Origin of the sequence: Vibrio sp. MACH09 (assembly GCF_033238805.1) — a bacterium.
Classification (GTDB): Bacteria; Pseudomonadota; Gammaproteobacteria; order Enterobacterales; family Vibrionaceae; genus Vibrio.
Genome location: NZ_BSFZ01000001.1, coordinates 2,497,602 through 2,523,689, shown reverse-complemented (window position 1 = coordinate 2,523,689; position 26,088 = coordinate 2,497,602). Strand labels below are relative to the sequence as shown.

Genomic DNA, 26,088 nt, shown 5'->3' with positions numbered 1-26,088 from the left:
TAAAAGAGTGCGATAAGAGAAAGTCCGCTATTTGATATCTTTTGTCTTTTTTGCGATATATTTTGTTAAAAAGAAAAAATTGTACGGCGATTAACTGAACGCTTTTATGGCTTGATCAATGCCTTCAATTAGCATCTGCACGCCAATGACCGCCAAAATTAGCCCCATCATTTTTGTTATGACATCCATAATACTTGGGCCGATAACTTTGACCAGCTTCTCTCCAGAGATAAAGATAAAGTAAGAAATGGCACATAAAATAGCAAAAGAAGCGATGGTGACAAATACTGCTCCTGTGCCAGGAGACGAAGCAAAGTTCATTGCGGTCGCGATAGTGCCAGGGCCTGCTAAAATTGGCATTGCCAACGGTGAAATAGCAATGCCTAATACCGCTTTCTTTTGCGATTCACTGTTCTCTTCTCCACTAGGAGAATGAACCGCTGACGCGTGTCCTTGCAGCATATGAAAACCAATTTGGAAAACTAAAATTCCGCCTGTAATGCGCAGTGCATATAGGGTAATTCCAAATAGATCGAAGATCAGTTTTCCGCTAATGGCAAAAGCAGAAATAATGATAAAGGCCACGAACACTGAGCGAAAGGCGATGGCCTTTACGGAGTTACGATCGCTGTCGCCAGTCAGGCTAAGAAATATAGGAGTGTTGGCGATAGGGTTCATTATGGCAAAGAAGCCCATAAAAACAGTCGCGCCGTGGATAATAAGCTCTTTCATGAATGTATCTCTGCGTGTCTATATAAAGACCGTGATAGTACAGAATCAACGGATAGAAAAAAACCATATTAATAAACGTGGCTAATACCGCGTTTATTAATATGGTTAAGTATAATAGCAATAAAATTATGTTAGCGAATGTTACGCTGCGTCTTCTTGAGGCTTTTCAATTGCTGCTACTTTGTTCGCTTTTTTAGGTGCTGGTTTACGTTTGGCGCCTAGAGCAAACAGAACATCTTCTTTATGTTGAGCTAAGTAGAGAGACAGTTCTTCTTGCTTTGCTTCATCTTCAATAAGATCGCTTTTGCCAATTAGCTCGAATAGCTCATCAGCCATGTCCAACATTTTATCATAAGCGTCAGCTTCAGCTTTAGAGGTAAAAGTCATCTTTTCTTCTCCGTTGCGCTCCACCACGTACTTGACGATTACAGCCATGGTTATCCTTAAAAAAGTTTATAAATCACTGTGTGTTTATACAGTTTTACTGCGGGTAAGTCCAGTCAACTTATCTGTTTTGAGAGCTAAGAACGGTTGATATTTCTATCTCTACTCGCTGTTAACACATGGGATTAACAGCGGTGCCTTGAAGTCGCGTCAGACTATGCTAGTCTGGTGACCAAACTTGATTCAGCAATATACAGGCCAGCCTTGTTTACGGTTTATCATTCAAATCAGATTGATCTCTTAAAGTCTCTTTTAGTGGAGTTGATTCGCTCATCGCCATTGGATAATCCTTTTGAAAAAGAGCAGATCTTGGTGCAAAGCCCGGGGATGTCGCAATGGCTAAAAATGGAGATGGCTGCTGAGCTCGGTGTGGCTGCGAATATAGAGTTTCCGCTGCCAGCTACTTTTATCTGGAACATGTTTGTGCAAGTACTGGATGACGTACCAGAGCGTAGTGCATTTAATAAAGAGTCGATGACGTGGAAGTTATTGCTGTTATTACCAAGCTGTTTGCATCGCGAGGAGTTTGCGCCACTAGCGAGCTACCTTGCTAACGATGATGATAAGTCCAAACTGTATCAATTGGCTGAGAAAATAGCGGATATTTTTGATGGCTACTTAGTGTATCGCCCAGAATGGATAGCGGCTTGGGAAGCTGGCTTGCCGGTTGATGAGTTGCAAGGGGAACAAGAGTGGCAACCAATACTATGGAAAACACTATACGACCATACTCTTGCTCAACAGGAATCACATTATCATCGTGCGAATCTTTACCACGATTTTATTCATTGTTTGCAACATAGTGACTTGTCAGAGCTAACCTTTCCTAAGCGACTTTTTGTATTTGGTATCTCTTCACTGCCGCCAAGATATATGGATGCGTTAAAAGCGCTCGGCGAACATATGGATGTACATCTGATGTTTACCAACCCATGCCGATATTATTGGGGAGACGTTAGAGACAGAAAGTATCTTGCAAAATTGCAAATGAACAGTCGTCAACATTTGCAATGGCGCGCCGGGCAGTCGGAACTCATCGGTGAGACTGCTCAGCTCAAAGGGACGCTAGAACACAATCTGTTAGAGAATTTTCATAGCGATGTTATTGGCAACAGTCTCTTGGCATCGATGGGGAAACTGGGTAGAGATAATATGTATCTGTTATCTCAGCTTTCATCTAATGAGGTTGAAGCATTTGTTGATATTCCTAGAGACAGTTTACTGCATCAAATTCAAGCGGATATCCTCAATTTAGAAGAGCGACAAGATGATAAAAACATTGCAGATAGTCAGCATAAACTCACGGTATCTGCTGCTGATGACTCTTTGATGCTACACGCATGCCACAGTCCGATGAGGGAAGTGGAAGTACTGCATGACAATTTATTGGCGATGTTTGATGGCAATCCACAGCTTAAGCCAAGAAATATCATTGTTATGGTTGCGGATATCAATGCGTACAGTCCGGCCATTCAAGCGGTATTTGGTAATGCCCCTAGTGATAGGTATATCCCTTTTTCCATTTCTGACAGAACCGTCGCAGATGAGAGCCCTGTATTAACTGCGTTCCTCGATTTAGTGAATCTACCTAGTAGTCGTTGTCTCTCTTCTGAACTGATTGAGTTGTTAAACATTCCGGAGGTGTTGGCAAAATATCAGATCACGGAACAAGAATTTGAACGTCTTAGAATGTGGATAGAAGAGGCGGGTATACGTTGGGGGATGAACTCCCATACCGCAGAAGAGTTTGATTTGCCGGAAATGCCACAAAATAGCTGGCTGTTTGGCGTGCAACGTATGCTACTTGGTTATGCAATGCACAATAGTGTTGGATTTTATCAAGACGCCCAACAATTGATTGCTCCCTACAATGAAGTACAGGGACTGGATGCCGAACTTGCCGGAAAGTTAGCTCATTTTATCGATAAAATTACCTATTATCGCCAAGAGTTGGCTCTCTCTTTGACGGTAGAACAATGGCAACAAAAGCTTATTGCATTAATTGATGATTTTTTTGAGGTTGAGCTGGATGGTGAAATTGCGTTAAAAACAATCAGAGATACATTACAACAGCTAAGAGAGCAGTTAGACAGCATCTCCTATACTGACACTATTGCACCACGAGTCATTATCGAATATCTCACCAGTAAACTCTCTAGCTCTCGAGTTAGTCAGCGATTTCTTGCTGGACAAGTTAATTTTTGTACCTTGATGCCGATGCGTTCTATTCCTTTTGACGTAGTCTGCTTACTTGGCATGAATGATGGTGTGTACCCTCGTTCTATGCCCGCAGAAGGGTTTGATTTAATAAATGGCCGTGCCAGAGCCGGTGATCGCAGTCGAAGAGATGATGATAGGTATCTGTTTCTTGAGGCCTTATTATCAGCACAGCAAAAACTGTATATCAGTTATATTGCTCAATCAATTCAAGATAACAGTGAAAGAGTTCCCTCTACACTGGTGTCTGAATTACTGGAGTATTGCGCTGCCAACTTCTGCCTTAAAGGAGAGGAAGTATTGGCAAGCGATGACTCGGCAGAAAACATGATCAGAGCACTAATCACTCATCATGCCATGGTGCCTTATAGTCAATCTGCATTCGACGGCTCAACCCCAAGTTATGCGGCTGAGTGGTTGGGAGTTGTTAATAATAGAAGAGCAGAGCAGAAGCCTTTTATTCAGCCATTGCCGGAACTGCTGCAAAGAGATGAAGTGAGCAGTGATGACTCAAAGCTTGAACTAGACCTCAATGAGTTGCAACGTTTCTGGCGCTTACCCGTAAAATATTTCTTTAATCGTCGCTTAAAAATTTATTTTGAACCCATAGAGAGCTTAACGGATAGCAATGAACCATTTGTACTTGATGGGCTGCAAAGCTATCTGCTTAGAGATGAACTACTGGCAGAAACATTGGCGGCTAGAGTCAACGGTACAGATGAGCAGCAAGTTGCCAATGACTATTTAACTCTGCAACGAGCTAAAGGTGTACTGCCTGTTGGTGCTTTTGGTGACTTGGAGTTTGAGTTAAATAGCAATAAAACTGAGCAGTTGGTGAATCGACTTGCCGAGTTGTGTCAGCAAAAGCGTGCAGATATTGAAGTGGATACAGAGCTGTTTTTGCCTGATCTTCCATTACCTTGTTCATTGTCGGGGTGGGTAAAGAATCACTACTCGTCAGGTATAGTACATTATCGCAGTGGTAAAATCCGTAGTCAGGATTGGTTGGCTGCATGGATAGATCATCTCTGTTGCGCCACAATGTCGATGCCGTTAAAAACGCATCTTATTGGTTATGATAATAAAGCGGGATTAGAGCATCACATTATTGCTGAAGTAGATAAAGAGCAAGCTGAGCAGTGGTTGATGGAACTGCTTACTCTCTATTATCAGGGATTAAATGCACCGTTAGCTTACTTTCCAAAAACGGCCTTATCAGGGGTTAAGCAACTATTAAAAGGTAAGGAAGACATGGAAGATAAAATGTCGGCGACTTTCCATGATAGTTTCTTTTTTGCTGGTGAAGGAAGTGATGATTATATTTCTCGGGTTTGGCCGGAATGGGATCAAGCGTTGTACGAGGTATTATGGCACAACGCTCAATTAGTCTTATTAAATGTGTTTGCCAATAGTGAAGATAACTGCTGATATGAATAGTAAACAGAAGCCAATGGCCACATCGTTAGATACCATGACATTTCCGCTTCATGGGGCTCGTTTAATTGAAGCCTCTGCGGGAACGGGAAAAACATTTACCATTGCAGGTTTATATTTGCGATTGTTGTTAGGACACGGCACAGAGAGTAGCCGCCATCAAATGCCGTTAACGGTAGAACAGATTTTGGTGGTGACCTTTACTGAAGCCGCCACCGCTGAGTTACGTGATAGAGTTCGTTCTCGAATACATCAAGCTAGAATCGCGTTTCTTCGTCATAGCAGCAACGATCCTGTTATTGCACCGCTGCTGCTGGAAATAACGGATCATCAATGGGCTGCACAAACCTTACTTAATGCTGAAAGATCCATGGATGAAGCGGCAATCTTTACCATTCACGGTTTTTGCCAAAGAATGCTGACTCAAAATGCGTTCGAGTCAGGAAGTCGCTTTAGTAATGAATTTATTACTGATGAGAGCAAGCTGAAACAACAGGTTGTATGTGATTATTGGCGACGTTATTTTTACTCACTACCTAAAGCTCTGGCGGCGGAAATTGATAACCTTTGGGCATCTCCAGAGGCACTATTAAAAGAGGTTGGATCATACCTAACTGGGGTGCCGGTAACCTTAACCGTACAACCGATGGTGGGTACTCTAGAACAACTCCATCAGCAAAACCTCAATGTTATTGAGCAACTTAAATCTGAGTGGTGTCAGGCCAGTCATGATATCGCTGATGTTATTACTGCCTCAGATGTGAGTAAGCGTACATTCAGTAAAAAAAGCCTACCAAGCTGGATTGAGGAGTTAAATCGATGGGCAAACAGTCCGACTACGGATTATCGGCTTTGTGACAAATTAGTAAAGTTTCGCCACAGCTTCCTGATTGAGAAAACCAAGCAAGGAGAAGTGGTTCCTTGTCATCCAGTTTTTGATTCCATAGAACAGTTTTTGTCTAATAAACCGAGCATCAAAGAGCCGCTAATTGCTCATGCAATAGAGTATTGTCGGCTAAGGTTAGCGGAAACGAAAAGGGATAGGCAGTGGCTCTCTTTTGATGACTTGTTGACTCAGTTGTCTGACGCAATCAACGGTGATGAGTCTGGTCAATTAACCAGTAGAATTAAACACTTGTATCCTGTGGCTATGATTGATGAGTTTCAAGATACCGATCCACTTCAATATCAGATTTTTAGCCGCATATATTTGCAAGATACACGCTGTGGATTATTTATGATTGGTGACCCTAAACAAGCGATTTATGCTTTTAGAGGGGCGGACATATTTACCTACATTCAAGCAAGAAATGAGGTGGCAGACCACTATACACTTGGCACAAACTGGCGCTCTTCTGCTGATATGGTTCAATCAGTCAATCAATTGTTTAAGCAAGCCGATTCACCTTTTTTGTATGATGACGATATCCCTTTTATTGAAGTCTCTCCAAGTAAAGGGGCAGAGGAGCGGAGTTGGTGCTACCAAGATCAGCGCCAAGATGCGTTGACATTTTGGCTACTTGATAGTGATAAACCGTTAGCAAAAGGTGACTACTTATCGCAGATGGCCAAATCGACCGCGGTGAAAATAAAGTCAATATTAGACAGCGCAGAGAACAACAGTGCCTACTTCAGTGGTGGGAAAACAGCCAATAAAAAGAAGGTTGAGGCAAATAATATCGCGGTACTGGTGAGAACGGGCTCAGAAGCTCGTCTGGTTAAGCAGCAACTGGCGAGTTTAGGTGTCTCTAGCGTCTATTTGTCCAACCGAGATAGCGTGTTTGTCAGTCCTATTGCTCAAGCAGTACTGCGAATTCTCAATGCGGTATTAAATCCTGATGATGATAGTGCGTTGCGAGCGGCGTTAGCCAGTCATATTTTTGCTTATACTAGCGTAGAACTTGATGCGCTTAATGTTAGTGAGTCCAAGCTAGAGCAACAAATTTATCAGTTCCAGCAGTTTCATAAACTTTGGAAGCAGCGTGGTGTTATGCCGATGCTAAGAACGGTTATGACACAGTATCAAATTGCAGAAAATATACTGGCTAGAGAATTTGGTGAAAGAGAGTTAACCGACTATCTGCACTTGAGCGAACTGCTGCAGCAAGCGTCTACAACGTTAGATAGTGAATATGCGCTATTGCGCTGGTTTAGTGATCAGATTGAGCAGGCACAAACTGGCGCCTCTGGTGTTGTTGATGATCAAATTCAGAGACTGGAGTCGGAGAGAAACCTTGTACAGATCGTCACGATTCATAAATCCAAAGGGTTAGAATATGATCTGGTCTTTCTTCCTTTCCTAAGCGCTTATCGAGAGGCTCAATCAGGCAAGTATTATGATTCGCAACAAAAACAAACCATAGTTGATATAACCAATCAATCCGCCTCTATAGAAAAGGCCGACAAAGAGCGGTTGGCTGAAGATCTCCGCTTACTGTATGTTGCGGTTACTCGTGCGGTGTATGGCTGTTTTATTGGTGTTGCACCCTTAAGAAAGGGACGCTCAAGTCGAGATCCCAGTAGCGCACATTTAAGCGCTATTGGCTACCTGATACAAAATGGTGAGTCGCTGGCGAGCAGTGAGCTAAATCTATGCTTACAAAAATTCTCAGCGAGTTACCCTGATGGCATCACAGTAGAGCAACCTGCGGAAATAGTCGATGTTCAACCTCATGATTTACCTGAACAAATAGGGCTTTTTGATCATGATGATCTTTTTGCCCATGGTAGTGCAAAAGGTGGTGAAATCTATCGTGCCAACCAGTTGCAAAATGAGATAGACAGACAGTGGCGTATCACCAGTTATTCTGCTCTAGTCAAGCAAGGGCACTCAAGCCACAGAGCGTTGGCGGAAACGATTATCGATACTCAAGGGGTAGATATTGATGCGATCTCAGATGACGCATTGGAGTCTGAAGAGGAGCAAGAACTGTCGATATATACTTTTCCTAAAGGGGCGAGGGCAGGCACCTTCTTACACACGTTATTTGAACAGATCGAGTTTACTTTAGCCGCGGATAGTAGCGAAACTACCGAAGTGATTATTAAACTGCTCGATGCTGAGCAGCTTGAGCGCCACTGGTTACCTGTGTTGCAAAAATTGATTGATGAAGTTCTCAATACTCAGTTAAACCGTGCTCAACCAGACGATAACCCGTTGCAGAGCCCGCCGTTAGCAACTCACTTACAGCTTGGTAAACTTGCTTCTAATCAAAAACTAGTAGAAATGGAATTTTTGCTACCGATAGTCTTTTTGTCATCGTCTCATTTGGCCCACTTAAGCCAGCAGTATGATCATATATCTAAATTGGCTGGTGAGCTTGGATTTCATACTGTTCAAGGGATGATAAAAGGCTTTATCGATTTAATTTTCGAGCATCAGGGAAAATTCTATGTACTGGACTGGAAGTCAAACTTTCTTGGCGATCAAAGCTCGGATTATGGCCTTGAAGCATTGGATCGAGCAATGGCTGAGCATAGATACGACTTACAATATCAAATATATTCACTAGCTTTGCATCGATATCTTAGTTCGAGAATAACGGATTACGATTATGATCTTCATTTTGGTGGCGTGTACTATCTGTTTTTGCGGGGGATAGAAAAACAGGGCAGCAATGGCATCTTTTTTCAAAGACCGGATAAAGCATTCATTCAGGCATTAGATGCCTTAATTGATGCAGATACGCAAGGAGAGAGTCATGCTTAGTTTACTTGAGTCTTTATGCCAAAAAGGCACTCTTCGCCAGCTAGATTATCAGTTTGCTAAATTTATTGCCTCTATGGAACATCACCACCCACAGCCAGTTGCTCTGCTGGCTTGTGCGGTCAGTCATGAACTTGCAAAGGGCAATATTTGTCTTAATGTAGAACAGTTTAATGTCGCCGCTTGTTTTGGCTTGTATGGTGAGAGAGCGAAAGAGATCGAGCAGAAGTCCGAAAGCATTAACTGGCGGGAGATTGTCACTTCCTCTTCGACGATCGGAGATGGTAAAGGGCAGCAGCCTCTGGTTTTTGATGGCAAAAGAGTCTATCTACAGCGCTACTGGTATTATCAGCAGCAGTTAGCGTCTAAGCTGAACCAGTTAGCTCAACCTATCCCTTTAACGCAAAGCGAGATGCTTGCTTTATCGGCTACTTTAACGACACTATTTTCAGATTCAGAGTCGTTGAATTGGCAAAAAGTGGCAGCAGCCGTGGCATTGACGCGTCGACTTGCGGTTATTTCTGGTGGCCCTGGAACCGGAAAAACCACAACAGTAACTAAACTGCTTTCTGCGATATCAGAGCAAGGTTTAAATCAAGAAGAGGCACCCGTTATCAAATTGGTTGCGCCGACAGGGAAAGCGGCAGCAAGACTGACTGAATCTATTGGTAATGCGGTAGGAAAGCTTGGATTGTCTGACGAAGTGAGAGCGCTTATTCCTAACAGCGCTACCACCATACATAGATTGTTAGGTGCAATGCCGAATCGGGCTGAATTTCGACATAATGAGAGTAATCCTATCCATGCTGATGTTTTGGTGGTGGATGAAGCTTCTATGGTGGATCTCCCTCTAATGTACAAGTTGCTGGATGCGTTACCAAGCAACGTGCGCTTAATCTTATTAGGGGATAAAGACCAATTAGCTTCAGTAGAAGCGGGAGCTGTGTTGGGGGATCTCTGTTCTTACATAGATCATGGGTATGGAGAGCATCAACACTTCACTCTAAGTCAGTTAACGGGCTATCATCAGCTTCCTCGTGCTGAAACGACCAACGTGATAGCAGACTCTTTATGCATGCTGAGAAAGAGTTATCGTTTTGATGAGCGTTCTGGTATTGGGCAGCTAGCGAAGCAGATCAATCTTGGTAGCGTTGCTGAAATAAAGTTAATTTGGCAGAAAATGTATGCGGACATAGAGATGAGCCAGCTTTCTGACAGTAGCTATCAGCAGTTGATTACTCAATTGGCAGAAGAATATAGTGGTTATTTGTCGTTATTATTACAGTCTGACGCGTTATCAAAAGAGCAGATCGCACGTAAAGCGCTTGCTGAGTTTGCTAGATGCCGTTTGCTGTGTGCTAATCGGCAAGGGCCATTTGGTGTGTCTGGATTGAATGAAAAAATAGAGCAAGCTTTAACCTCGAAGCGTGTTTTACCTAGCCATAAAGAGTTGTGGTATCCCGGACGCCCAATCATGATTACTCGTAATGATCACGGTCTAGGTCTGTTCAACGGTGATATTGGATTATGCATTGCAGTAGAGGAAGAGGGAATAAGTCGCCTTAAGGTCTTTTTTGAGTTAGCGGATGGTTCGATAAAAGAGGTATTACCGGCTAGGGTACCAGCGCATGAAACGGCATTTGCTATGACCATTCATAAGTCTCAAGGAAGTGAGTTTGAGCATACTTATATAATGCTGCCGGATGAATACACTCCAATACTGACCCGAGAGCTGATCTATACAGGGGTAACGAGAGCGAAGCATCAGTTGACGCTATGCATAAATAATTCCGTATTTATGAGAGCGGTGAAAACCAAAACTGAGCGGTTTAGCGGACTAAAAGAAGCCTTATTGAGTTGTAAAATAAATTAAATTCAGTTTTCTTACATAATTAACGAAATCGTTAACATGATAAACAATGTGTGAAATTATGAGCTAATTTGGAAAGGATGAAAAAATTAAAGGCTTAGGAAAACCTAAGCCTTTAATAACAAAGTTTTATTTTACTTTATGACACGTTTTCAGAGAAGGAAACGTGTTTTATGCTGTGTCTTCTCTGACAGTGCATAATCATTTTCTTGACGCTGTCGCTTACAGGAAACACACAGTGTACATTCAATCCATTGAGAAAATCATTTTCGGCCATATCAATAAAACTCTGGACCGAGTTACATATAATCGTTCTCATAGTTTACCGCTCATCAAGATTAAACTGATACTCTCTTTGAGTTTTGTGATTGTTCAGAGGCATGTTTAGATACTATCTTGAGCCAACTGAGCAACACGAATTTTAACAGTAATTGTGCAAAAATATAGCAAAAAATGATTTTTTCTTATTATATTTGGTCGCAATTAAAGTAGGTGAATGATTTTAAATATAATTTTATATACTTGAGTATTACTTGAGTATTACTTGAGTATAACGCCACTCGGGTATAAATCGGCTCTGAAGTCTGTTTCATTAGTCAACTTGCCAATGCTAGACATCTAGTACAAGGATTTTCGAACGACGTTGAAAGTTATAAAGGTCCTGTTTTTTCATCGGCAGTTCGGACACGTCAACTTCATAGAAACCTTGTTCTCTAAACCAATGTAGGCTGTGGGTGGTTAAGACGAAGATCTTGTCGAGTTGCTGCAATCTTGACTGCTGCTTCATCTTGTTGAGTAGATCCACACCTCGGTTACCATCGCGGTAGTCTGGATGAATAGCCACACAAGCCATTTCAGCCATTCTTTCCTCTTTATATGGATAAAGAGCCGCACAACCTATGGTAAGGCCATCTTTTTCCGCAATAATAAATTGATGAATTTCTTGTTCTAGCTGTTCCCGTGAACGACGAACTAAAATGCCTTGCTCTTCCAACGGACGAATAAGGGAGAGGATGCCTCCAATATCATCGATTTGAGCATTACGAATTCGTTCCGCGCTGGCCATCACCACTTGGGTACCTATGCCATCAATGGAGAACAGTTCTTGAACTAGTGCTCCATCTACTTTGTAGCTGATTAAGTGGCTGCGACGAACCCCTGCACGACAAGCGGTAATAGAACCTCTTAAGAATCGTAGTGTTCCAGAGCTATTATCTTCAGATAATGTCTCTTCCGCTTCTAATGTGTGAAGGATCTCTTCAGCGTGGTTAGGAAGAAGCTCGGGAATAACTTGTTGCTGCTCATCTAATATGCCAAGTTCAGAACAGAAACCAATTAATTTATCTGCCTTTAGGCGAATAGCAACTTGAGTTGCAACCTCTTCAGATAGCAGGTTAAAACTTTCACCGGTGACCGAACCAGCTACAGGCCCTAATAGAACAATTGAACCATGATTCAGAGCTTGATCAATGGCTTCAGTATCAATTCGTCTGACTCGCCCGCTATGGCAGTAATCGATGCCATCATCAACTCCTAATGGCTGTGCGATCACAAAGTTGCCGCTGACAACATTGAGTTGTGTTCCCGCCATTGGGGTATTATTCAAACTCATGGAGAGACGCGCTGAAATGGTTAGCTGCAATTGGCCAGCCGCCTGCATAACCATATCTAATGTTTTTTCGTCGGTGATTCGAACACCATTATGGTAAGGCGTGACATAATTATGTGTATCTAGAATGCGATTAATTTGTGGTTTAGCACCATGTACGATGACGATTTTAACGCCAAGGCTATGTAATAGAGCAATATCGCTGATAATACTGGTGAAATTATTGGCATCAACCGCTTCTCCTCCCAGCATTATTACCATGGTTTTGCCTCTATGGGCATTAACGTAAGGGGTAGATTGTCTAAAGCCTTTAACCAAGGCAGTGTTACGTATTTTCATCTCACCAACCGAATGAATTAATATCTAGATATAATGAATTATAATGCATGTCACTTCAATGGCTTTTTGCATCTAGCGATGCTTTGACGGTAAAAAGCTTACCATCCCTTATATTTCTGTATTAATATGCTGCGAATCCATAATTAATAACGTATGAAATATGAACGAAGAATTCAATGAAAAGCAATTAAAGAGTGAGCTAAGAATTAAGCGAGCTGTGATTGCGGTGGTTGTGATTTTGTTGTTGTTAATTGTGTCGGTTGCCAGTGTATTGATCAGCCGACAGCTGGATAGAAACATTGATTACTCAACCATATACGGTGTATGGGATGAACAGGATGTCCCTGAGTATGACAAGGATACATTTGCCGTTCGTGAAGAAGGTATTTACATTGATGAACGAATCGTGGATACCCACTATTCGTTTGATGGTAGTACGCTCATTTATCACTACGATGAAGATGAATATATTTATATCATTAAAGATGAAAAAAACACCGTGATGCAAAGAATTGCCCCTTTGCATTATGAATCAGTGTTTCATTTACGTGGAAAATACCGCCCCGAATTAGACCAGAGCAATGAAGAATAATCTTCCCGCCACCGTTAGGAAAAAAATAGTGCACAAAATCGTCATCCCCAGTGTCTGCTTAGCCTTGTTATTTGGTTGTGCAAAAAATACCGATCTCGCTCAACAGTATTCAGATCAATCATTTGAGAATACCCTGAATAAGACGGAGGCTATAAGCAGCAATACACCGAGAAGTTTTGCGACGTTTTCTCAGCAAGCAGAACAGGTGGTGATTAACTCTCCTTCATTGGCGACAAAGTATCAGCATCTGTACGAACAATTAAACAATTGGGTATTACAGAGTGGTCGCCCAGAGGATCTGGCTGGTTACGGTGTACAGAGTGCACAACTTGGAGGAGGGGATAAGAAAGGAAACGTACTTTTTACTGGATATTTTTCGCCAGTAATGGAGTTAAGACACCAAGCTGATGAGACTTTTAAATACCCTGTTTATGGTTTGCCTGAATGTGTCGAAGAGTGCCCAACGAGAGCCGAGATTTATGCGGGTGCGTTACAAGGGCAGAACCTAGAACTCGGCTACGCATCCAACATGATTGACCCCTTCATAATGGAAGTGCAGGGCAGTGGATTTGTACATTATGATGATGACGATACCTTGCAGTACTTTGCTTACGCAGGAAAGAACAACAAAGCATATGTAAGTATCGGTAAAGTGCTAATCGATAAGGGTGAAGTGGCAAGAGAAAACATGTCACTCAAAGCAATTAAAGAGTGGGTAATGGCTAATGATGAACAGACAGTGAAAAGTTTGTTAGAGCAGAACCCTTCTTTTGTTTTCTTTGCCCCTAAAGAGGACAACGCCGTTCGTGGAACGGCTGGTATTCCTTTGCTTCCTTTAGCATCTGTGGCCGGTGACAGAGAACTATTTCCAATGGGAACACCGATTTTAGCAGAAGTCCCGCTCATCAATGCGGATGGTACTTGGAGTGGTGCGCATCAACTTAGACTACTCATTGTTCTTGATACGGGTGGAGCGGTTAAAGATAACCATTTGGATCTCTACCATGGTATGGGGGCGAGAGCAGGAACAGAAGCCGGGCATTATAAGCACTTTGGCCGGGTGTGGAAGTTAGGACTAACCGGTACCCCTAGTGAGTCACCATGGTTTACAGTAACAGAAGCCAAGCTGGCAGAAATAGAACAGCCATTAGTTAACGATGATAAGTAGTGTAAGGTTAACTAGGGCCTAGACATTTTAATAAAGAGTGCGTATAAAACGCGCTCTTTCTCGTTAAACATAACCAAGTGATGATTAATTATGCGTGATGTTGAATCCCCTGCCTCTGAAAGCCATCAACAAAGATTTGGCGGCACTCGCCGACTTTATGGCGTATCAGAAGTAGAGATATTTCGGGCTGCTCATGTCTGTGTTATTGGCATTGGCGGAGTGGGATCATGGGCTGCTGAAGCCTTGGCGCGTACAGGTATTGGAGAGATAACATTAATTGATATGGATGATATCTGCGTAACCAATATCAACAGACAGATACATGCTATGTCTAACACGGTCGGTCAGAGCAAGATTGAAGTGATGCAGCAGAGAATTGAGCTAATAAATCCGGACTGTAAAGTTAACCTTATCGATGATTTTATTACTCCAGACAATCTGTCGGAGTATATAACTAAAGATTTTGATTATGTTTTGGATGCGATTGATAGCATTAAAGCAAAATCGGCATTACTGGCTTACTGTAAAAGAAATAAAATTAAAGTGATTACTACTGGCGGAGCGGGTGGTCAGATTGATCCTACCCAAATTCAAATTGCTGATTTAGCCAGAACCATTCAGGACCCATTAGCGAAGAAAGTGAAAGAGAATTTACGTCGCTTTTACTCTTTTAGCAAAAATCCTCAACGTAAGTTTGGCATTGAGTGTGTCTTTTCTACCGAGCAGTTGAAATACCCTCAGCCAGATGGTTCTGTTTGCGGGGTAAAATCAACCGCAGAGGGACCCAAGAAAATGGATTGCGCGAGTGGTTTTGGTGCAGCAACTGTGGTAACTGCGACGTTCGGTTTTGTCGCTGTATCTCGTATCGTAGCCAAACTAATTGAAAAACATAAAAAGTAAACGACGAAGCAACGATGATGACGAATACTGTTTTTGGTAATGAAATTACCGCTAAAACCATTGTTGATACAATGCAGTCCTTCAATCACTGGGAAGACAAGTACCGTCAAGTGATTAAGTGGGGGAAAATGCTGCCCATGATGGATGATAGTTTTAAAACCGAACAGGTCATGGTAGCGGGCTGTGAAAGTCAGGTTTGGCTCATCAGTAAGCAGAGCCAGAATGTTTGGTATTTTCAAGCTGATTCTGACGCCAGAATTGTGAGAGGATTGATTGCGCTTGTCATGGCTGCATTTAATGGAAAAACCAGCCAAGAAATCCAACAGTTTGATGTAGAAGACTATTTTGAAAAAATAGGCTTAATATCACATCTAAGCCCGTCACGAGGCAACGGACTGTATGCGATAGTGGAGCAGATTAAAAATCGAGCGATATAGAGCTACTGCGTGGGTATTTTGCTGCACGCTGTTGCCTGTTTATCTCTTCTAGGCTAAAGCATATCGACCGCTTTTTTTACGGCTTTAACTAACTTATCTACGTCTTCTAGCGTGTTATAGATAGCAAATGATACACGCACCGTTCCTTTTATTCCTAGTGCGTCCATAAATGGATGAGCACAGTGATGCCCTGAGCGCACTGCGATACCTTGTTGATCGAGCAGGGTATCGATATCTTGATGATGAACGCCATCAATCGTAAAACTAATAATGGCTCCATTGGGTTGATAGCCAATGATATTGATATCTTCGATGGCCGATAATTGTCGAAACGCTTCGTGCTGTAATGAGTGCAAGTGTTTTTCTACTTGGGCTAAATCAAACTGTTTTAACCAAGTGATAGCAGATGCCAGTGCGATCGCACCAGCAATGTTTGGCGTTCCGGCTTCAAATTTACCCGGCAAAGAAGAGTAGGTTGTTTTTGTAAAAGAGACCTTTTCCACCATTTTGCCACCACCGTGCCATGGCGGCATTTGCTCTAGTATGGATAGTTTTCCGTACAGTACACCGATTCCAGTTGGAGCATATAGCTTATGGCCGGAGAAAAGGTAGAAATCAGCTCCTAATTCTTCCAGATTAAGCGGTTCGTGCACAATACCTTGAGCTCCGTCGATTACAGTGATAGCGCCCACCTCGTTCGATAAGGCGATGATCTCTTCAATCGGGTTACGAGTCGCCGTCACATTGGTAATATGAGCAACGGCAACGATCTTGCTTTTATGGGAAAGCAGATGTTTAAACGCCTGCATATCCAGAGTGCAGTCGCTAAGCATCGGAATTTTTACCACTTTCGCTCCCGTCTGCTCTGCGACTATTTGCCACGGTACAATATTGGCGTGGTGCTCCATCTCGCTCACCAATATCTCATCATCTGGCTTTAGGGTATTTCTTGCGTAGGTTTGAGCAATCAAATTGACCGATTCTGTTGCTCCTTTTGTCCAGATAATCTCTTTACTGTAACGAGCGCCAACAAATTGCTGAACAATTTCTCGGGCTGACTCAAATGAGCTGGTTGCTTGGGCTGTTAACTGATGGCTGCCACGATGCACATTAGCATTTTGATTTTGATAGTAATGTTGAATAGTGTTGATCACATGATCGGGTTTTTGGGTCGTTGCAGCACTATCAAGATAAGTTAAATTCGTCTTGTCTTTGGACGTTAGCGCTTTAAATTGGTTACGAATTGAGGATATATCTAACATTCTATTTGCCCAGAATATGATAGTGAAGAGTTGGCAGGGTAACCATGGGTTCTGCAATTGACCAAGCGTGTGCTTTTCCTGATAAAAGAATGATGATTTCCATCGCAAATTCTATCGCGGTGGCGGGGCCTTGGCTGGTGATGAGTTTATGAGTGACATCGATAGTGACACGTTTAGGTCGCCAGTTATTCGCCGCAATATCAGATTGAAAATTCGGATGACAGGTCATTAATGCATCGGGATAGAGGTTGTGAGTTTGCAATACAATAGCAGGTGAGGCGCAGATAGCGGCGACCCAACGACCATCGTATTTTTGTTGTTTGATCATCTCTATGAGAACAGGGCTATCTCTAAAGTTTTCCGCTCCTTCAACGCCACCTGGTAGCGCGATGACGTCAAACTCTTCATCAGCAATATCCACTAATTTACAGTCTGCTGTTAAGGTCACACCTCTTGACGCTTTCATTGATAATTTGCCGTCAAAATCAGCACTGGCAACGGTTACTTTGTACCCAGCTCTAACTAGGACGTCAATAATGGTTATTGCTTCCATCTCTTCTGTTCCAGGAGCAATTGGAACAAGGATACTATGGCTCATGAGGTTCTCCACAAATCTTCGGTCTGTTTTATCTTATTATATAGCGACAAATTGGTGTCTACATTAAGTTGATGTTTTTTGGCTGTACGGCATAGGTAACCGGTAATATAATCTATTTCGGTTGTTCTATGGTTCAGAACATCTTGGTGCATGGAAGAATAATTTTCTGACGTTGCCTTGATGACCGTATATACCGTTTCTAGCAGTGTATCGGTCTCTATATTTATTTTCTCGGCTGTTATCACGGCAGATGCCTCTTCAACAATCATCGAAATTGTATGCTGGTACTTCTCTTTGGTTAATACTCCATTTTTACACTTTTCTATTGCTGTTAATGGATTAATGGCACAGTTAATGACTAGCTTTTGCCATAGGCTTTGGCGAACATCGTCGCTCCATGTAACTTCGGCAAGAGCGTGTTGAAGTACGGGCTGTAAAAATTGACACTGACGACCTCTTTCATTGTGCCCTCCGAGATGGGTGACGCCTTTACCAGTATGATAAAAATCCCCATGACCTTTCTTTAAGCATGCATGAGTTGTCGTCGCCAACACAATTGGAGAGTGTTGAAAGAGATGGTCAATCTGTTCGACAGCCCCCATACCATTATGCATAAAGAGTAGAATGGTATCGGGATGGAGTATTGTTTTCAGTGGTAAGATCGCGTCTTTAATTTGCCAAGATTTTACCGTGACTAACACCATATCGGCTTGAGATAACGCCTGCTTGTTATTCACTGGAAAATTTACAGTGGCTGCTTGGTCTAGGCGGATACTTTGATTAGAAGAGGTTGGATTTCTTAACCAGAGACTGACGTTATGTCCGGCATTATGTAAGTAGTTGGCCCACAGTGAACCAATTGCCCCTGCTCCTAAGATGGTGATATTCAATGGAACGTTCTCTGATGATGTTTGCACAAAGGATAGCGATAGGGAAATGGAATGCAATAAAAAAGGCGCTCAAATGCGCCTTTTTTGTCCGTTTTTTACAGAAACTTAGAAAGTGTACTGTACACGATATATTAATAAGTCTTGGTAATCTTTACGTGCTAGTTTGTTTACAGTAAAGCGGTATAGCACACCTGTTGACCAATTTTCGTGGAAGTTCCACATAGCATTTAAGCTACCATTTAGACCCCAGCTCTCGCTGCTAGTGCTTTGAGCTTTAGAATAAGCATCGTTACGTGCAAATTCGTATTCACCCCAGCTTGAGAAAGTAAATTTCTCACCAGCGATCTCAGTGGCATAGTAACCTACCCAACCAACCATGCCGCCATTGGCACCAGTGTTATCTTTGGTGTTGATTTGGTGGGCACCAATAAATGGTGTAAAGCCCCAACCGTCACCTTTTAAGCCAGTGTAGCCTAAACCAAGAACACGGTTTTGCTCGTGGAAGTTTGATTTATCTGCATCGGTATTATAAACCTGAGCGTATAAACTAACGCCTGATTCAGTTAGGTTGTAGTGAATGGTTCCTTTTGCTGATGCACCGCGGTCATCCCCAGCACGATCAACACCTTCATAGTCATAGAAACCGTAGATTTGACCCCAGTCGAATACAGCACCACCGTCAATACCAATTACTGCTTGGTTACGTTTGCTAATATCTCCACCAAAGTTATCGTCATCATTACCAAAACCTTGGTCCCATACTTGGTAGTCAACATACATGCTACCAAAACCAAATAGATACTCTGCTTGAGCTGGAACTGAAGCAGCTGCAGCTAAAACGCCAAGTGCAATAATTGATTTACGCATAAAAGGATACTCTTTTCAAAAATGTGAATTTAAATATAGCGGATCCTTCCGTGACCTGCTTATTCCATAGGCGGCAAATAATAGCGATAAAAGTTCAAATTAAAAGTGAGTTTTAATATAAAAGTGGAAATAATTAGTGATCTAGATCTTATTTCTTTGATCTATTTTGTTATTGTTGAGTAATTGGTATTTCTTGCATAAAAGTTGCATTGTAAATGTGATTTGTGTCCCGTTATATTTCTTATTGATATAGTTGTTGTTAAATATAATTCATATGTATATTTTGTTGATGATATGCTTTGCTTGTGCTTAAGTGTTTGTTTTATATGTATTTTTGTATTTTTGCGGCGTTTGTTGTTTGCTGAGTTTTTAATCGTTAACCATAATTGTTGTTTTTGTAAAAGCAAACGTTTTTATTGAAAAGGTGATCTGTGTTGCTTGGTTTATTTATTGTTATTTATATCAATTACTTAGGTAAAATATATTGATATTTACTATTAATAATTGATTAGAGTAATAAAACTAAAATGAGTGTTATATATATAATTAAAATAGGTAGTGTTATTTTACTAATGAGGAAGTCAGCTTGTTTTATTAATTTAACGGATTAAATAGGCTAAGAAATAAATAATTTGTATGAGTGATATATAACTGGAGAAATTGGAGAAATTTTAGACATTTGTGCAACAGGTAACATTTTCATTATCCCAAGCTAGCTAGATATGCCACCTCAGGAGCGTGGAATCTTGCTACGGTGAATGGGGTTTCTACCGCAGCAAGATAGATTAAAGTATGACTACTCTTTCTGTGAACGAGCTTTTTCTAAGATATCGGCGAAATAGTGACGCAACGAATAGAGCATAACTAAGCTTGGAATAACCATTACGGCAGTAAGAACGAAGAACAGTGGCCAGTTGTTTAAATAGTCAGCGAGTTCACCACTGAAAGAGGCTAAGGTTGTCCTGCCAAAATTGCCAAGAGATGCAAGGAGCGCATATTGAGTGGCAGAAAAGGCTTGTCCAGTCAGTACTGTTAGGAAAGATACAAAAGCGACGGTTGAGAATGCGGTAGTAAAGTTATCTACTATGATAGTGGCTAAGAACAAGTGTTCATTAGGACCAACAGAGGCTATCCATGCGAACATTAAGTTACTGGATGCCATAGCGATCCCACCAATCATCAGCCCACGTACAATGCCAAATTTAACATTAAACATGCTACCCACAAGGGTAAAGAAGATAGTCACCCACCATCCCAACAGCTTTGAATAGTGACCGATTTGCTCATTGCTAAAGCCAACTTCTTTATAGAAGGTTATGGACATTCTGCCTAAAAAGGCTTCACCGATCTTGAATAAAAATACAAACAGCAGCAGTGTGACGGCAACTTGAACACCATTCCTTTTAAAGAAATCGAGAAATGGTTCAATAACCGTAACAGTAAACCAAGCGCCTATCCGAGAACCAACGACTTTGCTATGTCTTTGCTCTGCTTTCTGTTGTAAGGCTTCCCTATCCGTTTTAGGTTCACCTACCAGTAGGGTAAATATGATTAAAACGGCTAGCACTCCTGCCATACCATAAAATACACCGTTCCAGCCAATGCTGTCGGCATTGATAAAGGCGAGATAACCTGGCAGTGAATAACCTGTCCACCATCCCATTACTGCCATTGCAGATGCTTGAGGGAGTTTACTTGACTGAGATTTTGGAAATGTATCGATACGGTAGGCATCAATAGCGATATCCTGCGTAGCAGAAGCGATAGCAATGCCGAGAGCCAGCATCGAGGTAAACATCAAATCGTTAGCAGGGTTCACTCCCGCAATAAAGAGCGTGCAGATCAAAATGACAAATTGGCATAGTATGATCCAGCTTCTTCTCTGCCCTAGTGAACGATGCAGTAGAGGGAGCTTCACCCTATCAACAAGTGGCGCCCAGAGAAAATTAATGGCGTACACGGCGAAGACAGAGCCAAAGTAACCAATTGCGGCTCGAGTTAGCCCTGCATCTTTTAGCCAGCCAGACATATTAGAGCCAATTAGCACCCACGGAAAACCGCTTGAACAGCCGAGCATGAATACCCAGATAAGTTTTCTGTCTAAATAGCTTTTGAATGTCTCACGCCAAGACATTTGCTGTGTCATCAAACACTCCTTGTTACACCTATCACAGGTCGTATTGCGAAATTAAACCATAGCAACTATTTATGGCTAATGTCGTTAAATTGATAACCAAAACAGATTGAGTGGGTACTCACTATAAAGAAGTGATGAACCACAGGGAAACGAGTTGGTTATTAAGATTAAAAAAGGCCGATATATTATCGGCCTATGGGTAGGATGGTTTTATTTTTGTACGGTTACTTTATTGATAACAATTGCGGTAGCCGGTACGTCATGATAACGCCCAAAAGATTTGGTTGGTTGTTTAGCCATAGATTGAACGTTCTCAAAACCTTTCGTTACTTTACCAAATACGGCATAACCCGGATTGCCGCCTTGTTGATAATCTAAAAAGTCGTTATCGGCATAATTTATGAAAAACTGTCTAGTCGCTGAATCTGGATTTGATGTTCTTGCCATGGCGATTGTAGCGACTTTATTTTTTAACCCGTTGCTGCCTTCATTCTTAATTGCTGGATAAGAAGGTTTCGATTTCATATCCGTATCAAAACCACCTCCTTGAGCCATGAATGTCGGGATCACGCGATGAAAAATGGTACCTTCATAGCTTCCATCTTCAACATACTTAAGAAAATTTTCTGTCGTCACGGGAGCATTTTCTGAATCTAACTCTACGGTAAAATTACCCTGAGTGGTTTCAAAAATAACGTTAGGAGCCGCCATTAAAGAGGCGCTAAATAAGCATGCTAGGGCGATAATCGTCTTTTTCATTAGAAGCGTTCCTTCATGTAGCTGTTTAATTCTTTATCGGTTGCAATTTCAGCGAGAACTAAGTTGGTAATATTATTGATGACTTGTTCAATTTCAGCGTCTGAAGCACTAAATGTCCCGCTTTTGCTTGCGGTACCATTGAATGTTTTAACCAATTTACCTTCTGGTGTTTCAGCGGTGATTTGAAGCGTCACTTTTGCGTCCATCTCATTGGACATTACACTGTGCTTAACATTGACCAATAACTCAACAATTTCCAATGTAAGCGTGTTTGGACTATTAACGGTGATTTTATAGCCTTGAGACAGTAGTTGATCAGTCAGTGCGGACTCTAACGTGATGCGCACGTTCTGTTTTGCATGTACGGGTTGAATATTGTTTCGGCCAGTATCAATAAGTGCAACATATTGGGCTGAGCGCACGTCTCTGCTGTCTAGCGAGACGGCTAGGTTATCAACCACTCTGTTTTGACTCGTGGTAGCGTTAGGCATGAAGTTGACTTGTGGCTCTTCTGGAGATGATGAACATGCGGCTAACAGAACCAGAGAGGCTGCGAAGATCAATTTTTTCATGGTTAATTTCCTTTATGTTTTGCTCGTGCCTAGATTTTTCTCAATCCACACTCATTTGAACACTATACGGGCGTATGGATTTATAACCTAGGCTGTATTTTGCTGTAACAGCTCAATAGGGCGTATTCTACTATTTAGTTGCTTGTAAAATAACAAATTTATTGTTCGATGCAATCAGTGAAACCTTATTGTTTCCAAATAGCCTCGCCAGTTTCTTATCGTAGCCTAGGTGACGGTTACCGATAACCAATAATTTACCATCAGTGTTAAGAACATGCTTAGCGTCACAGAACATCTGCCAAGCAATATGATCCGTTATGGCATTTTGTTGATGAAACGGAGGATTGCAGAGCACGAGATCAGCACAACTTTTGTCAAAACCATCTAAGCAGTTGTTTGCAATGCAGTCTATTTCTCTGTCGCTTCCTAGCGCAGATGTTAAGTTGATTCTTGCTGATTCAACCGCCATAAAGCTTTCATCAACAGAAGTAATCTTAGCTTGGGGGTTTAATTGCCCTGCTTTAATAGACAAAACACCGTTACCGCAGCCTAGATCTATTATGTGTTTAATGTCAGGGCTTGCTGGGATGTGTTGCAGCATAAATCGAGCACCTAGATCAAGACTTTCTCCTGAGTAAACATTGGCAAAATTCTGTAGCGAGTAGTTTTCTCCGTCAACATGCCACTCAATGACAGAAGGAGCTTCGGCTGGATTGATATTGTCTGCACGACTAAAGATGAGTCGATGCTTTTTCTTGGCTAAAGAGGTTGTTGTAGTGCCCAGGTGTTTTTCAAAAAGAGCTAAGGTTGAGCTATGAATATCCTTCGCTTTATTAACGGCAATGACTGGACAGTCTTTCCTTATGCTTCTCTTTAACTGCGATAATTGCCAAGTTAGTAAGCGGTTACTTTTTGGTAGTTGGAATAGCACCAAATCAATATTGTCAGCGATATTGTCTAAGCAGTGCATAAACTGGATGTGAGGTGATTGGTTTCTTTTTAAATTGTTAAGCGTACCTTGGTGAGAAATGTAAGAGTCGCTCATTAAGGTGACATTGTGCTTTTCGGCAAACCAACAAGAAAGAGCACCGAAATGATCGTTGAGTATGAGAATATTTCGCTGCTCTTTGAGGTCCATCCCTTCAACGTAGTGAATTAAATATTCATCACCAGCATCCCAAGCTTGAAAAGATTCATTTGCTCGTTTAGGGAAACGCAGCAGCGTCAATATGCGTTCATTATATGTAAACTGTGTTTTAATTTCGTTCATTTATAGGATCGGTACTGAAAGTATCTGTTTATTGTCTCAAAAGCGCTGTAAACAGTGAACCAAAAATTACATAGTTGTCTACGGTGCTTTTTTGTGATGGTAACGTAAGCAATTACTCATAATTAGGTATTAAGGTCGTATAGAATGATAAGTATCATTACTCGGCTAAGGTTTAGAGATAAAAACATGCTACAAGAACAGATAGAAACCAAACTACACAATGCGTTTTCGCCAATTTATCTTCAAGTTATAAATGAAAGTTATATGCATAATGTACCGGCAGGATCAGAAAGCCATTTTAAAGTGGTGGTGGTCAGTGATGACTTTGACGGAGAGCGATTAATTAGTCGGCACCGTAAAGTTAATCAAGTTTTGATGTCGGAGTTGCAAGAAAATATACATGCTCTTTCCATTCATACCTATACTCAGTCAGAGTGGAAAATTGAAAGCGGCTTGGTCCCTGACTCTCCGAACTGTATGGGGGGCGGAAAGTAGCCTGTCAATAATGCATCTGAGTAGCGATGGCTACTCGGTTAACCTGCTGAAGGTTGAATTTCATCTAGCACATACTTATTTCAGTAACAATGTAAAAATGTTCAGTATTATTAACAAAAATGCAAGATATAAAGAAATGCGATGAGGTAATATATAATGTTTTTTAACAATTGTGCTTAACTTCAAAGTTATTAGGATTAGATCCCATTCTGAACGAAATGTGCATAAGAAATAGTGTTTATCAATAGGATTGGTATTGGCGTCTAGACAACAAAAAATGCTAAACTACCGAACCTGAAAATTCTTCTTACATTTTATGTAAAGAGAATTTTAACGAAATGTTGCGATTTTGGTGCCAAAGAAGCACCGAAACCGGACACAATTCATGTCGTGTCTATAAGTTACGCAATTAAAGAATCTTTTTTCCGATAAAATAGTGCAAGTGCGTATGATTACAATAAAAAAGGGTTTAGACCTTCCGATCTCGGGAGCTCCTGCCCAGGTGATTAATGACGGTAATCCCGTCAAAAAAGTCGCCTTGCTAGGCGAAGAGTACGTGGGAATGCGTCCAACAATGCATGTCCGCGTAGGTGATGAAGTGAAGAAAGGGCAAGTTCTTTTTGCTGATAAAAAGAATCCTGGTGTTATTTTCACTTCACCTGCAAGTGGTAAAGTTATCGAAGTAAACCGTGGTGCTAAACGTGTACTCCAATCTGTTGTGATTGAAGTAGCCGGTGAAGAGCAAATCACGTTTGATAGCTATGCAGCCAATGAATTAGTTTCTCTTGATCGTGATGCGATTAAAAAGCAACTGATTGATTCTGGCATGTGGACTGCTTTGCGAACTCGTCCGTTTAGTAAGGTTCCGGCAATTGATGCCCACACTAAAGCGATCTTTGTCACTGCAATGGATACAAATCCATTGTCTGCTGATCCTGAAGTGATAATTAATGAACTATCTGACGCCTTTGTGGCAGGGTTGGATATTCTCTCCCGTCTGTCTGATGACAAAGTGTATGTATGTAAGAAAGGCACAAGCCTTCCTAAGAGCAATGCCTCTAATGTGGAAGAGCATGTGTTTGACGGCCCTCACCCTGCAGGGTTAGTCGGTACACATATGCATCATCTATACCCTGTTAGTGCAGAGCATGTCGCTTGGAGCATCAATTACCAAGACGTTATTGCTTTTGGTCAGTTATTCCTATCTGGTGAAATTTATACTGATCGCGTCGTGGCATTAGCGGGTCCTGTTGTGACTAACCCTCGTTTAGTCAGAACGCATATGGGTGCATGTATTAATGATATCGTTGAGCGCGAGATCATGCCGGGTGAGGTACGTGTTATCTCAGGTTCGGTGTTGTCTGGTGTTCATGCTCAAGGGCCTCATGCTTACTTGGGTCGTTATCATCAACAAGTCTCTGTACTGCGTGAAGGCCGTGAAAAAGAACTGTTTGGCTGGGCGATGCCGGGCAAAAACAAGTTCTCAGTAACGCGCTCTTTCCTTAGCCACCTGTTTAAAGGTCAGCTTTTCAATATGACGACATCACTGAATGGTGGTGAGCGTGCCATGGTGCCAATTGGCAACTATGAAAAAGTGATGCCTTTAGATATGGAGCCAACGCTTCTCCTTCGTGATTTATGTGCTGGCGACAGCGATAGCGCTCAACGCCTAGGGTGTTTAGAGCTAGACGAAGAAGATTTGGCATTGTGCACCTATGTATGTCCGGGCAAATACGAATTTGGCGTCATGCTTCGTGATGTTCTGGATACGATTGAGAAGGAAGGGTGAT

The 26,088-nt window shown here is 41.8% G+C and carries 21 protein-coding genes; 9 read left to right on the top strand and 12 right to left on the bottom strand.

Annotated features, from left to right (window positions below; translation table 11 throughout):
• Positions 1 to 90: 90 nt before the first annotated feature.
• Positions 91 to 732 carry a MarC family protein gene (locus CHJ_RS11315; protein WP_317917702.1) on the bottom strand — a complete coding sequence of 214 codons (642 nt, stop codon included), beginning with the start codon at positions 730 to 732 and terminating at the stop codon, positions 91 to 93.
• A gap of 141 nt (positions 733 to 873) precedes the next feature.
• Positions 874 to 1,167 (bottom strand): YebG family protein, encoded by a 294-nt coding sequence (locus CHJ_RS11310; protein WP_171751390.1) that lies wholly within the window; start codon positions 1,165 to 1,167, stop codon positions 874 to 876.
• Between the two features lie 213 nt (positions 1,168 to 1,380).
• On the opposite strand from CHJ_RS11310, the gene recC reads away from it, so the two are divergent.
• The 3 genes from recC to recD are packed head-to-tail and all read left to right on the top strand — an operon-like array spanning position 1,381 to position 10,406.
• Positions 1,381 to 4,821: an exodeoxyribonuclease V subunit gamma gene (recC, locus tag CHJ_RS11305; protein ID WP_317918112.1), complete on the top strand. Its 3,441-nt coding sequence runs from the start codon at positions 1,381 to 1,383 to the stop codon at positions 4,819 to 4,821.
• A 1-nt stretch (position 4,822) separates the two neighbouring features.
• Entirely contained in the window at positions 4,823 to 8,536 is a 3,714-nt protein-coding gene (recB, locus tag CHJ_RS11300; RefSeq protein ID WP_317917701.1) for an exodeoxyribonuclease V subunit beta, read from the top strand.
• Complete coding sequence (gene recD / locus CHJ_RS11295) at positions 8,529 to 10,406, top strand: exodeoxyribonuclease V subunit alpha (protein ID WP_317917700.1); 1,878 nt, start codon at positions 8,529 to 8,531, stop codon at positions 10,404 to 10,406. Before recB ends, recD begins: the two co-directional genes overlap by 8 nt.
• 136 nt (positions 10,407 to 10,542) lie before the next feature.
• Here the strand turns inward: recD and CHJ_RS11290 are convergent, their stop codons facing one another.
• Complete coding sequence (locus CHJ_RS11290; protein ID WP_253822004.1) at positions 10,543 to 10,722, bottom strand: hypothetical protein; 180 nt, start codon at positions 10,720 to 10,722, stop codon at positions 10,543 to 10,545.
• 291 nt (positions 10,723 to 11,013) lie between these two features.
• A complete protein-coding gene (argA, locus tag CHJ_RS11285; RefSeq protein ID WP_171751393.1) occupies positions 11,014 to 12,351 on the bottom strand; it encodes an amino-acid N-acetyltransferase in 1,338 nt (445 codons plus the stop codon).
• A 160-nt stretch (positions 12,352 to 12,511) separates the two neighbouring features.
• Here argA and CHJ_RS11280 point away from each other — a divergent pair, with 160 nt between their 5' ends.
• The 4 genes from CHJ_RS11280 to CHJ_RS11265 all read left to right on the top strand — a co-directional run bounded on the left by CHJ_RS11280 (position 12,512) and on the right by CHJ_RS11265 (position 15,448).
• Positions 12,512 to 12,943, top strand: coding sequence for a DUF2850 domain-containing protein (locus tag CHJ_RS11280; protein WP_171751394.1), 432 nt, complete (start codon positions 12,512 to 12,514; stop codon positions 12,941 to 12,943).
• On the top strand, positions 12,933 to 14,111 hold the full coding sequence (mltA, locus tag CHJ_RS11275; protein WP_171751395.1) for a murein transglycosylase A: 1,179 nt from the start codon (positions 12,933 to 12,935) through the stop codon (positions 14,109 to 14,111). The genes CHJ_RS11280 and mltA overlap by 11 nt, the downstream gene beginning before the upstream one ends.
• 90 nt (positions 14,112 to 14,201) lie before the next feature.
• Positions 14,202 to 15,011: a tRNA cyclic N6-threonylcarbamoyladenosine(37) synthase TcdA gene (gene tcdA, locus CHJ_RS11270; protein WP_317917699.1), complete on the top strand. Its 810-nt coding sequence runs from the start codon at positions 14,202 to 14,204 to the stop codon at positions 15,009 to 15,011.
• A 14-nt stretch (positions 15,012 to 15,025) separates the two neighbouring features.
• A complete protein-coding gene (locus CHJ_RS11265; protein WP_317917698.1) occupies positions 15,026 to 15,448 on the top strand; it encodes a SufE family protein in 423 nt (140 codons plus the stop codon).
• A gap of 53 nt (positions 15,449 to 15,501) precedes the next feature.
• Here CHJ_RS11265 and CHJ_RS11260 read toward each other — a convergent pair whose 3' ends face one another.
• The 8 genes from CHJ_RS11260 to CHJ_RS11225 all read right to left on the bottom strand — a co-directional run bounded on the left by CHJ_RS11260 (position 15,502) and on the right by CHJ_RS11225 (position 23,794).
• Complete coding sequence (locus tag CHJ_RS11260; protein ID WP_171751398.1) at positions 15,502 to 16,710, bottom strand: aminotransferase class V-fold PLP-dependent enzyme; 1,209 nt, start codon at positions 16,708 to 16,710, stop codon at positions 15,502 to 15,504.
• A 1-nt stretch (position 16,711) separates the two neighbouring features.
• The gene (locus CHJ_RS11255) at positions 16,712 to 17,308 is read right to left on the bottom strand and encodes a DJ-1 family glyoxalase III (protein ID WP_317917697.1); all 597 of its coding nucleotides are present in this window, start codon (positions 17,306 to 17,308) and stop codon (positions 16,712 to 16,714) included.
• The gene (gene panE, locus CHJ_RS11250) at positions 17,305 to 18,198 is read right to left on the bottom strand and encodes a 2-dehydropantoate 2-reductase (protein ID WP_411861564.1); all 894 of its coding nucleotides are present in this window, start codon (positions 18,196 to 18,198) and stop codon (positions 17,305 to 17,307) included. Before panE ends, CHJ_RS11255 begins: the two co-directional genes overlap by 4 nt.
• Positions 18,199 to 18,303: 105 nt before the next feature.
• On the bottom strand, positions 18,304 to 19,065 hold the full coding sequence (locus tag CHJ_RS11245; RefSeq protein WP_171751400.1) for an outer membrane protein OmpK: 762 nt from the start codon (positions 19,063 to 19,065) through the stop codon (positions 18,304 to 18,306).
• Positions 19,066 to 19,861: 796 nt separating this feature from the next.
• Positions 19,862 to 21,211 (bottom strand): AmpG family muropeptide MFS transporter, encoded by a 1,350-nt coding sequence (locus CHJ_RS11240; protein ID WP_317917695.1) that lies wholly within the window; start codon positions 21,209 to 21,211, stop codon positions 19,862 to 19,864.
• 201 nt (positions 21,212 to 21,412) lie between these two features.
• Positions 21,413 to 21,961: a peptidylprolyl isomerase gene (locus tag CHJ_RS11235; protein WP_171751402.1), complete on the bottom strand. Its 549-nt coding sequence runs from the start codon at positions 21,959 to 21,961 to the stop codon at positions 21,413 to 21,415.
• The gene (locus CHJ_RS11230) at positions 21,961 to 22,533 is read right to left on the bottom strand and encodes a YajG family lipoprotein (RefSeq protein ID WP_317917694.1); all 573 of its coding nucleotides are present in this window, start codon (positions 22,531 to 22,533) and stop codon (positions 21,961 to 21,963) included. Before CHJ_RS11230 ends, CHJ_RS11235 begins: the two co-directional genes overlap by 1 nt.
• A gap of 130 nt (positions 22,534 to 22,663) precedes the next feature.
• Complete coding sequence (locus tag CHJ_RS11225) at positions 22,664 to 23,794, bottom strand: methyltransferase (RefSeq protein WP_317918111.1); 1,131 nt, start codon at positions 23,792 to 23,794, stop codon at positions 22,664 to 22,666.
• Positions 23,795 to 23,989: 195 nt separating this feature from the next.
• On the opposite strand from CHJ_RS11225, the gene bolA reads away from it, so the two are divergent.
• Together bolA and CHJ_RS11215 are read left to right on the top strand one after the other, a co-directional pair.
• A complete protein-coding gene (bolA, locus tag CHJ_RS11220) occupies positions 23,990 to 24,298 on the top strand; it encodes a transcriptional regulator BolA (protein ID WP_171751461.1) in 309 nt (102 codons plus the stop codon).
• Positions 24,299 to 24,746: 448 nt separating this feature from the next.
• Positions 24,747 to 26,087, top strand: coding sequence for a Na(+)-translocating NADH-quinone reductase subunit A (locus tag CHJ_RS11215; protein WP_171751404.1), 1,341 nt, complete (start codon positions 24,747 to 24,749; stop codon positions 26,085 to 26,087).
• Position 26,088 lies beyond the last annotated feature (1 nt).

Bases quoted from the DNA above. Each gene is read 5' to 3' on its own strand.
- CHJ_RS11315 (WP_317917702.1), bottom strand. From the start codon at position 732: ATGAAAGAGCTTATTATCCACGGCGCGACTGTTTTTATGGGCTTCTTT.
- CHJ_RS11310 (WP_171751390.1), bottom strand. From the start codon at position 1,167: ATGGCTGTAATCGTCAAGTACGTGGTGGAGCGCAACGGAGAAGAAAAG.
- recB (WP_317917701.1), top strand. From the start codon at position 4,823: ATGAATAGTAAACAGAAGCCAATGGCCACATCGTTAGATACCATGACA.
- recD (WP_317917700.1), top strand. From the start codon at position 8,529: ATGCTTAGTTTACTTGAGTCTTTATGCCAAAAAGGCACTCTTCGCCAG.
- CHJ_RS11290 (WP_253822004.1), bottom strand. From the start codon at position 10,722: ATGAGAACGATTATATGTAACTCGGTCCAGAGTTTTATTGATATGGCC.
- argA (WP_171751393.1), bottom strand. From the start codon at position 12,351: ATGAAAATACGTAACACTGCCTTGGTTAAAGGCTTTAGACAATCTACC.
- CHJ_RS11280 (WP_171751394.1), top strand. From the start codon at position 12,512: ATGAACGAAGAATTCAATGAAAAGCAATTAAAGAGTGAGCTAAGAATT.
- mltA (WP_171751395.1), top strand. From the start codon at position 12,933: ATGAAGAATAATCTTCCCGCCACCGTTAGGAAAAAAATAGTGCACAAA.
- tcdA (WP_317917699.1), top strand. From the start codon at position 14,202: ATGCGTGATGTTGAATCCCCTGCCTCTGAAAGCCATCAACAAAGATTT.
- CHJ_RS11265 (WP_317917698.1), top strand. From the start codon at position 15,026: ATGATGACGAATACTGTTTTTGGTAATGAAATTACCGCTAAAACCATT.
- CHJ_RS11260 (WP_171751398.1), bottom strand. From the start codon at position 16,710: ATGTTAGATATATCCTCAATTCGTAACCAATTTAAAGCGCTAACGTCC.
- CHJ_RS11255 (WP_317917697.1), bottom strand. From the start codon at position 17,308: ATGAGCCATAGTATCCTTGTTCCAATTGCTCCTGGAACAGAAGAGATG.
- CHJ_RS11245 (WP_171751400.1), bottom strand. From the start codon at position 19,065: ATGCGTAAATCAATTATTGCACTTGGCGTTTTAGCTGCAGCTGCTTCA.
- CHJ_RS11240 (WP_317917695.1), bottom strand. From the start codon at position 21,211: ATGACACAGCAAATGTCTTGGCGTGAGACATTCAAAAGCTATTTAGAC.
- CHJ_RS11235 (WP_171751402.1), bottom strand. From the start codon at position 21,961: ATGAAAAAGACGATTATCGCCCTAGCATGCTTATTTAGCGCCTCTTTA.
- CHJ_RS11230 (WP_317917694.1), bottom strand. From the start codon at position 22,533: ATGAAAAAATTGATCTTCGCAGCCTCTCTGGTTCTGTTAGCCGCATGT.
- bolA (WP_171751461.1), top strand. From the start codon at position 23,990: ATGCTACAAGAACAGATAGAAACCAAACTACACAATGCGTTTTCGCCA.
- CHJ_RS11215 (WP_171751404.1), top strand. From the start codon at position 24,747: ATGATTACAATAAAAAAGGGTTTAGACCTTCCGATCTCGGGAGCTCCT.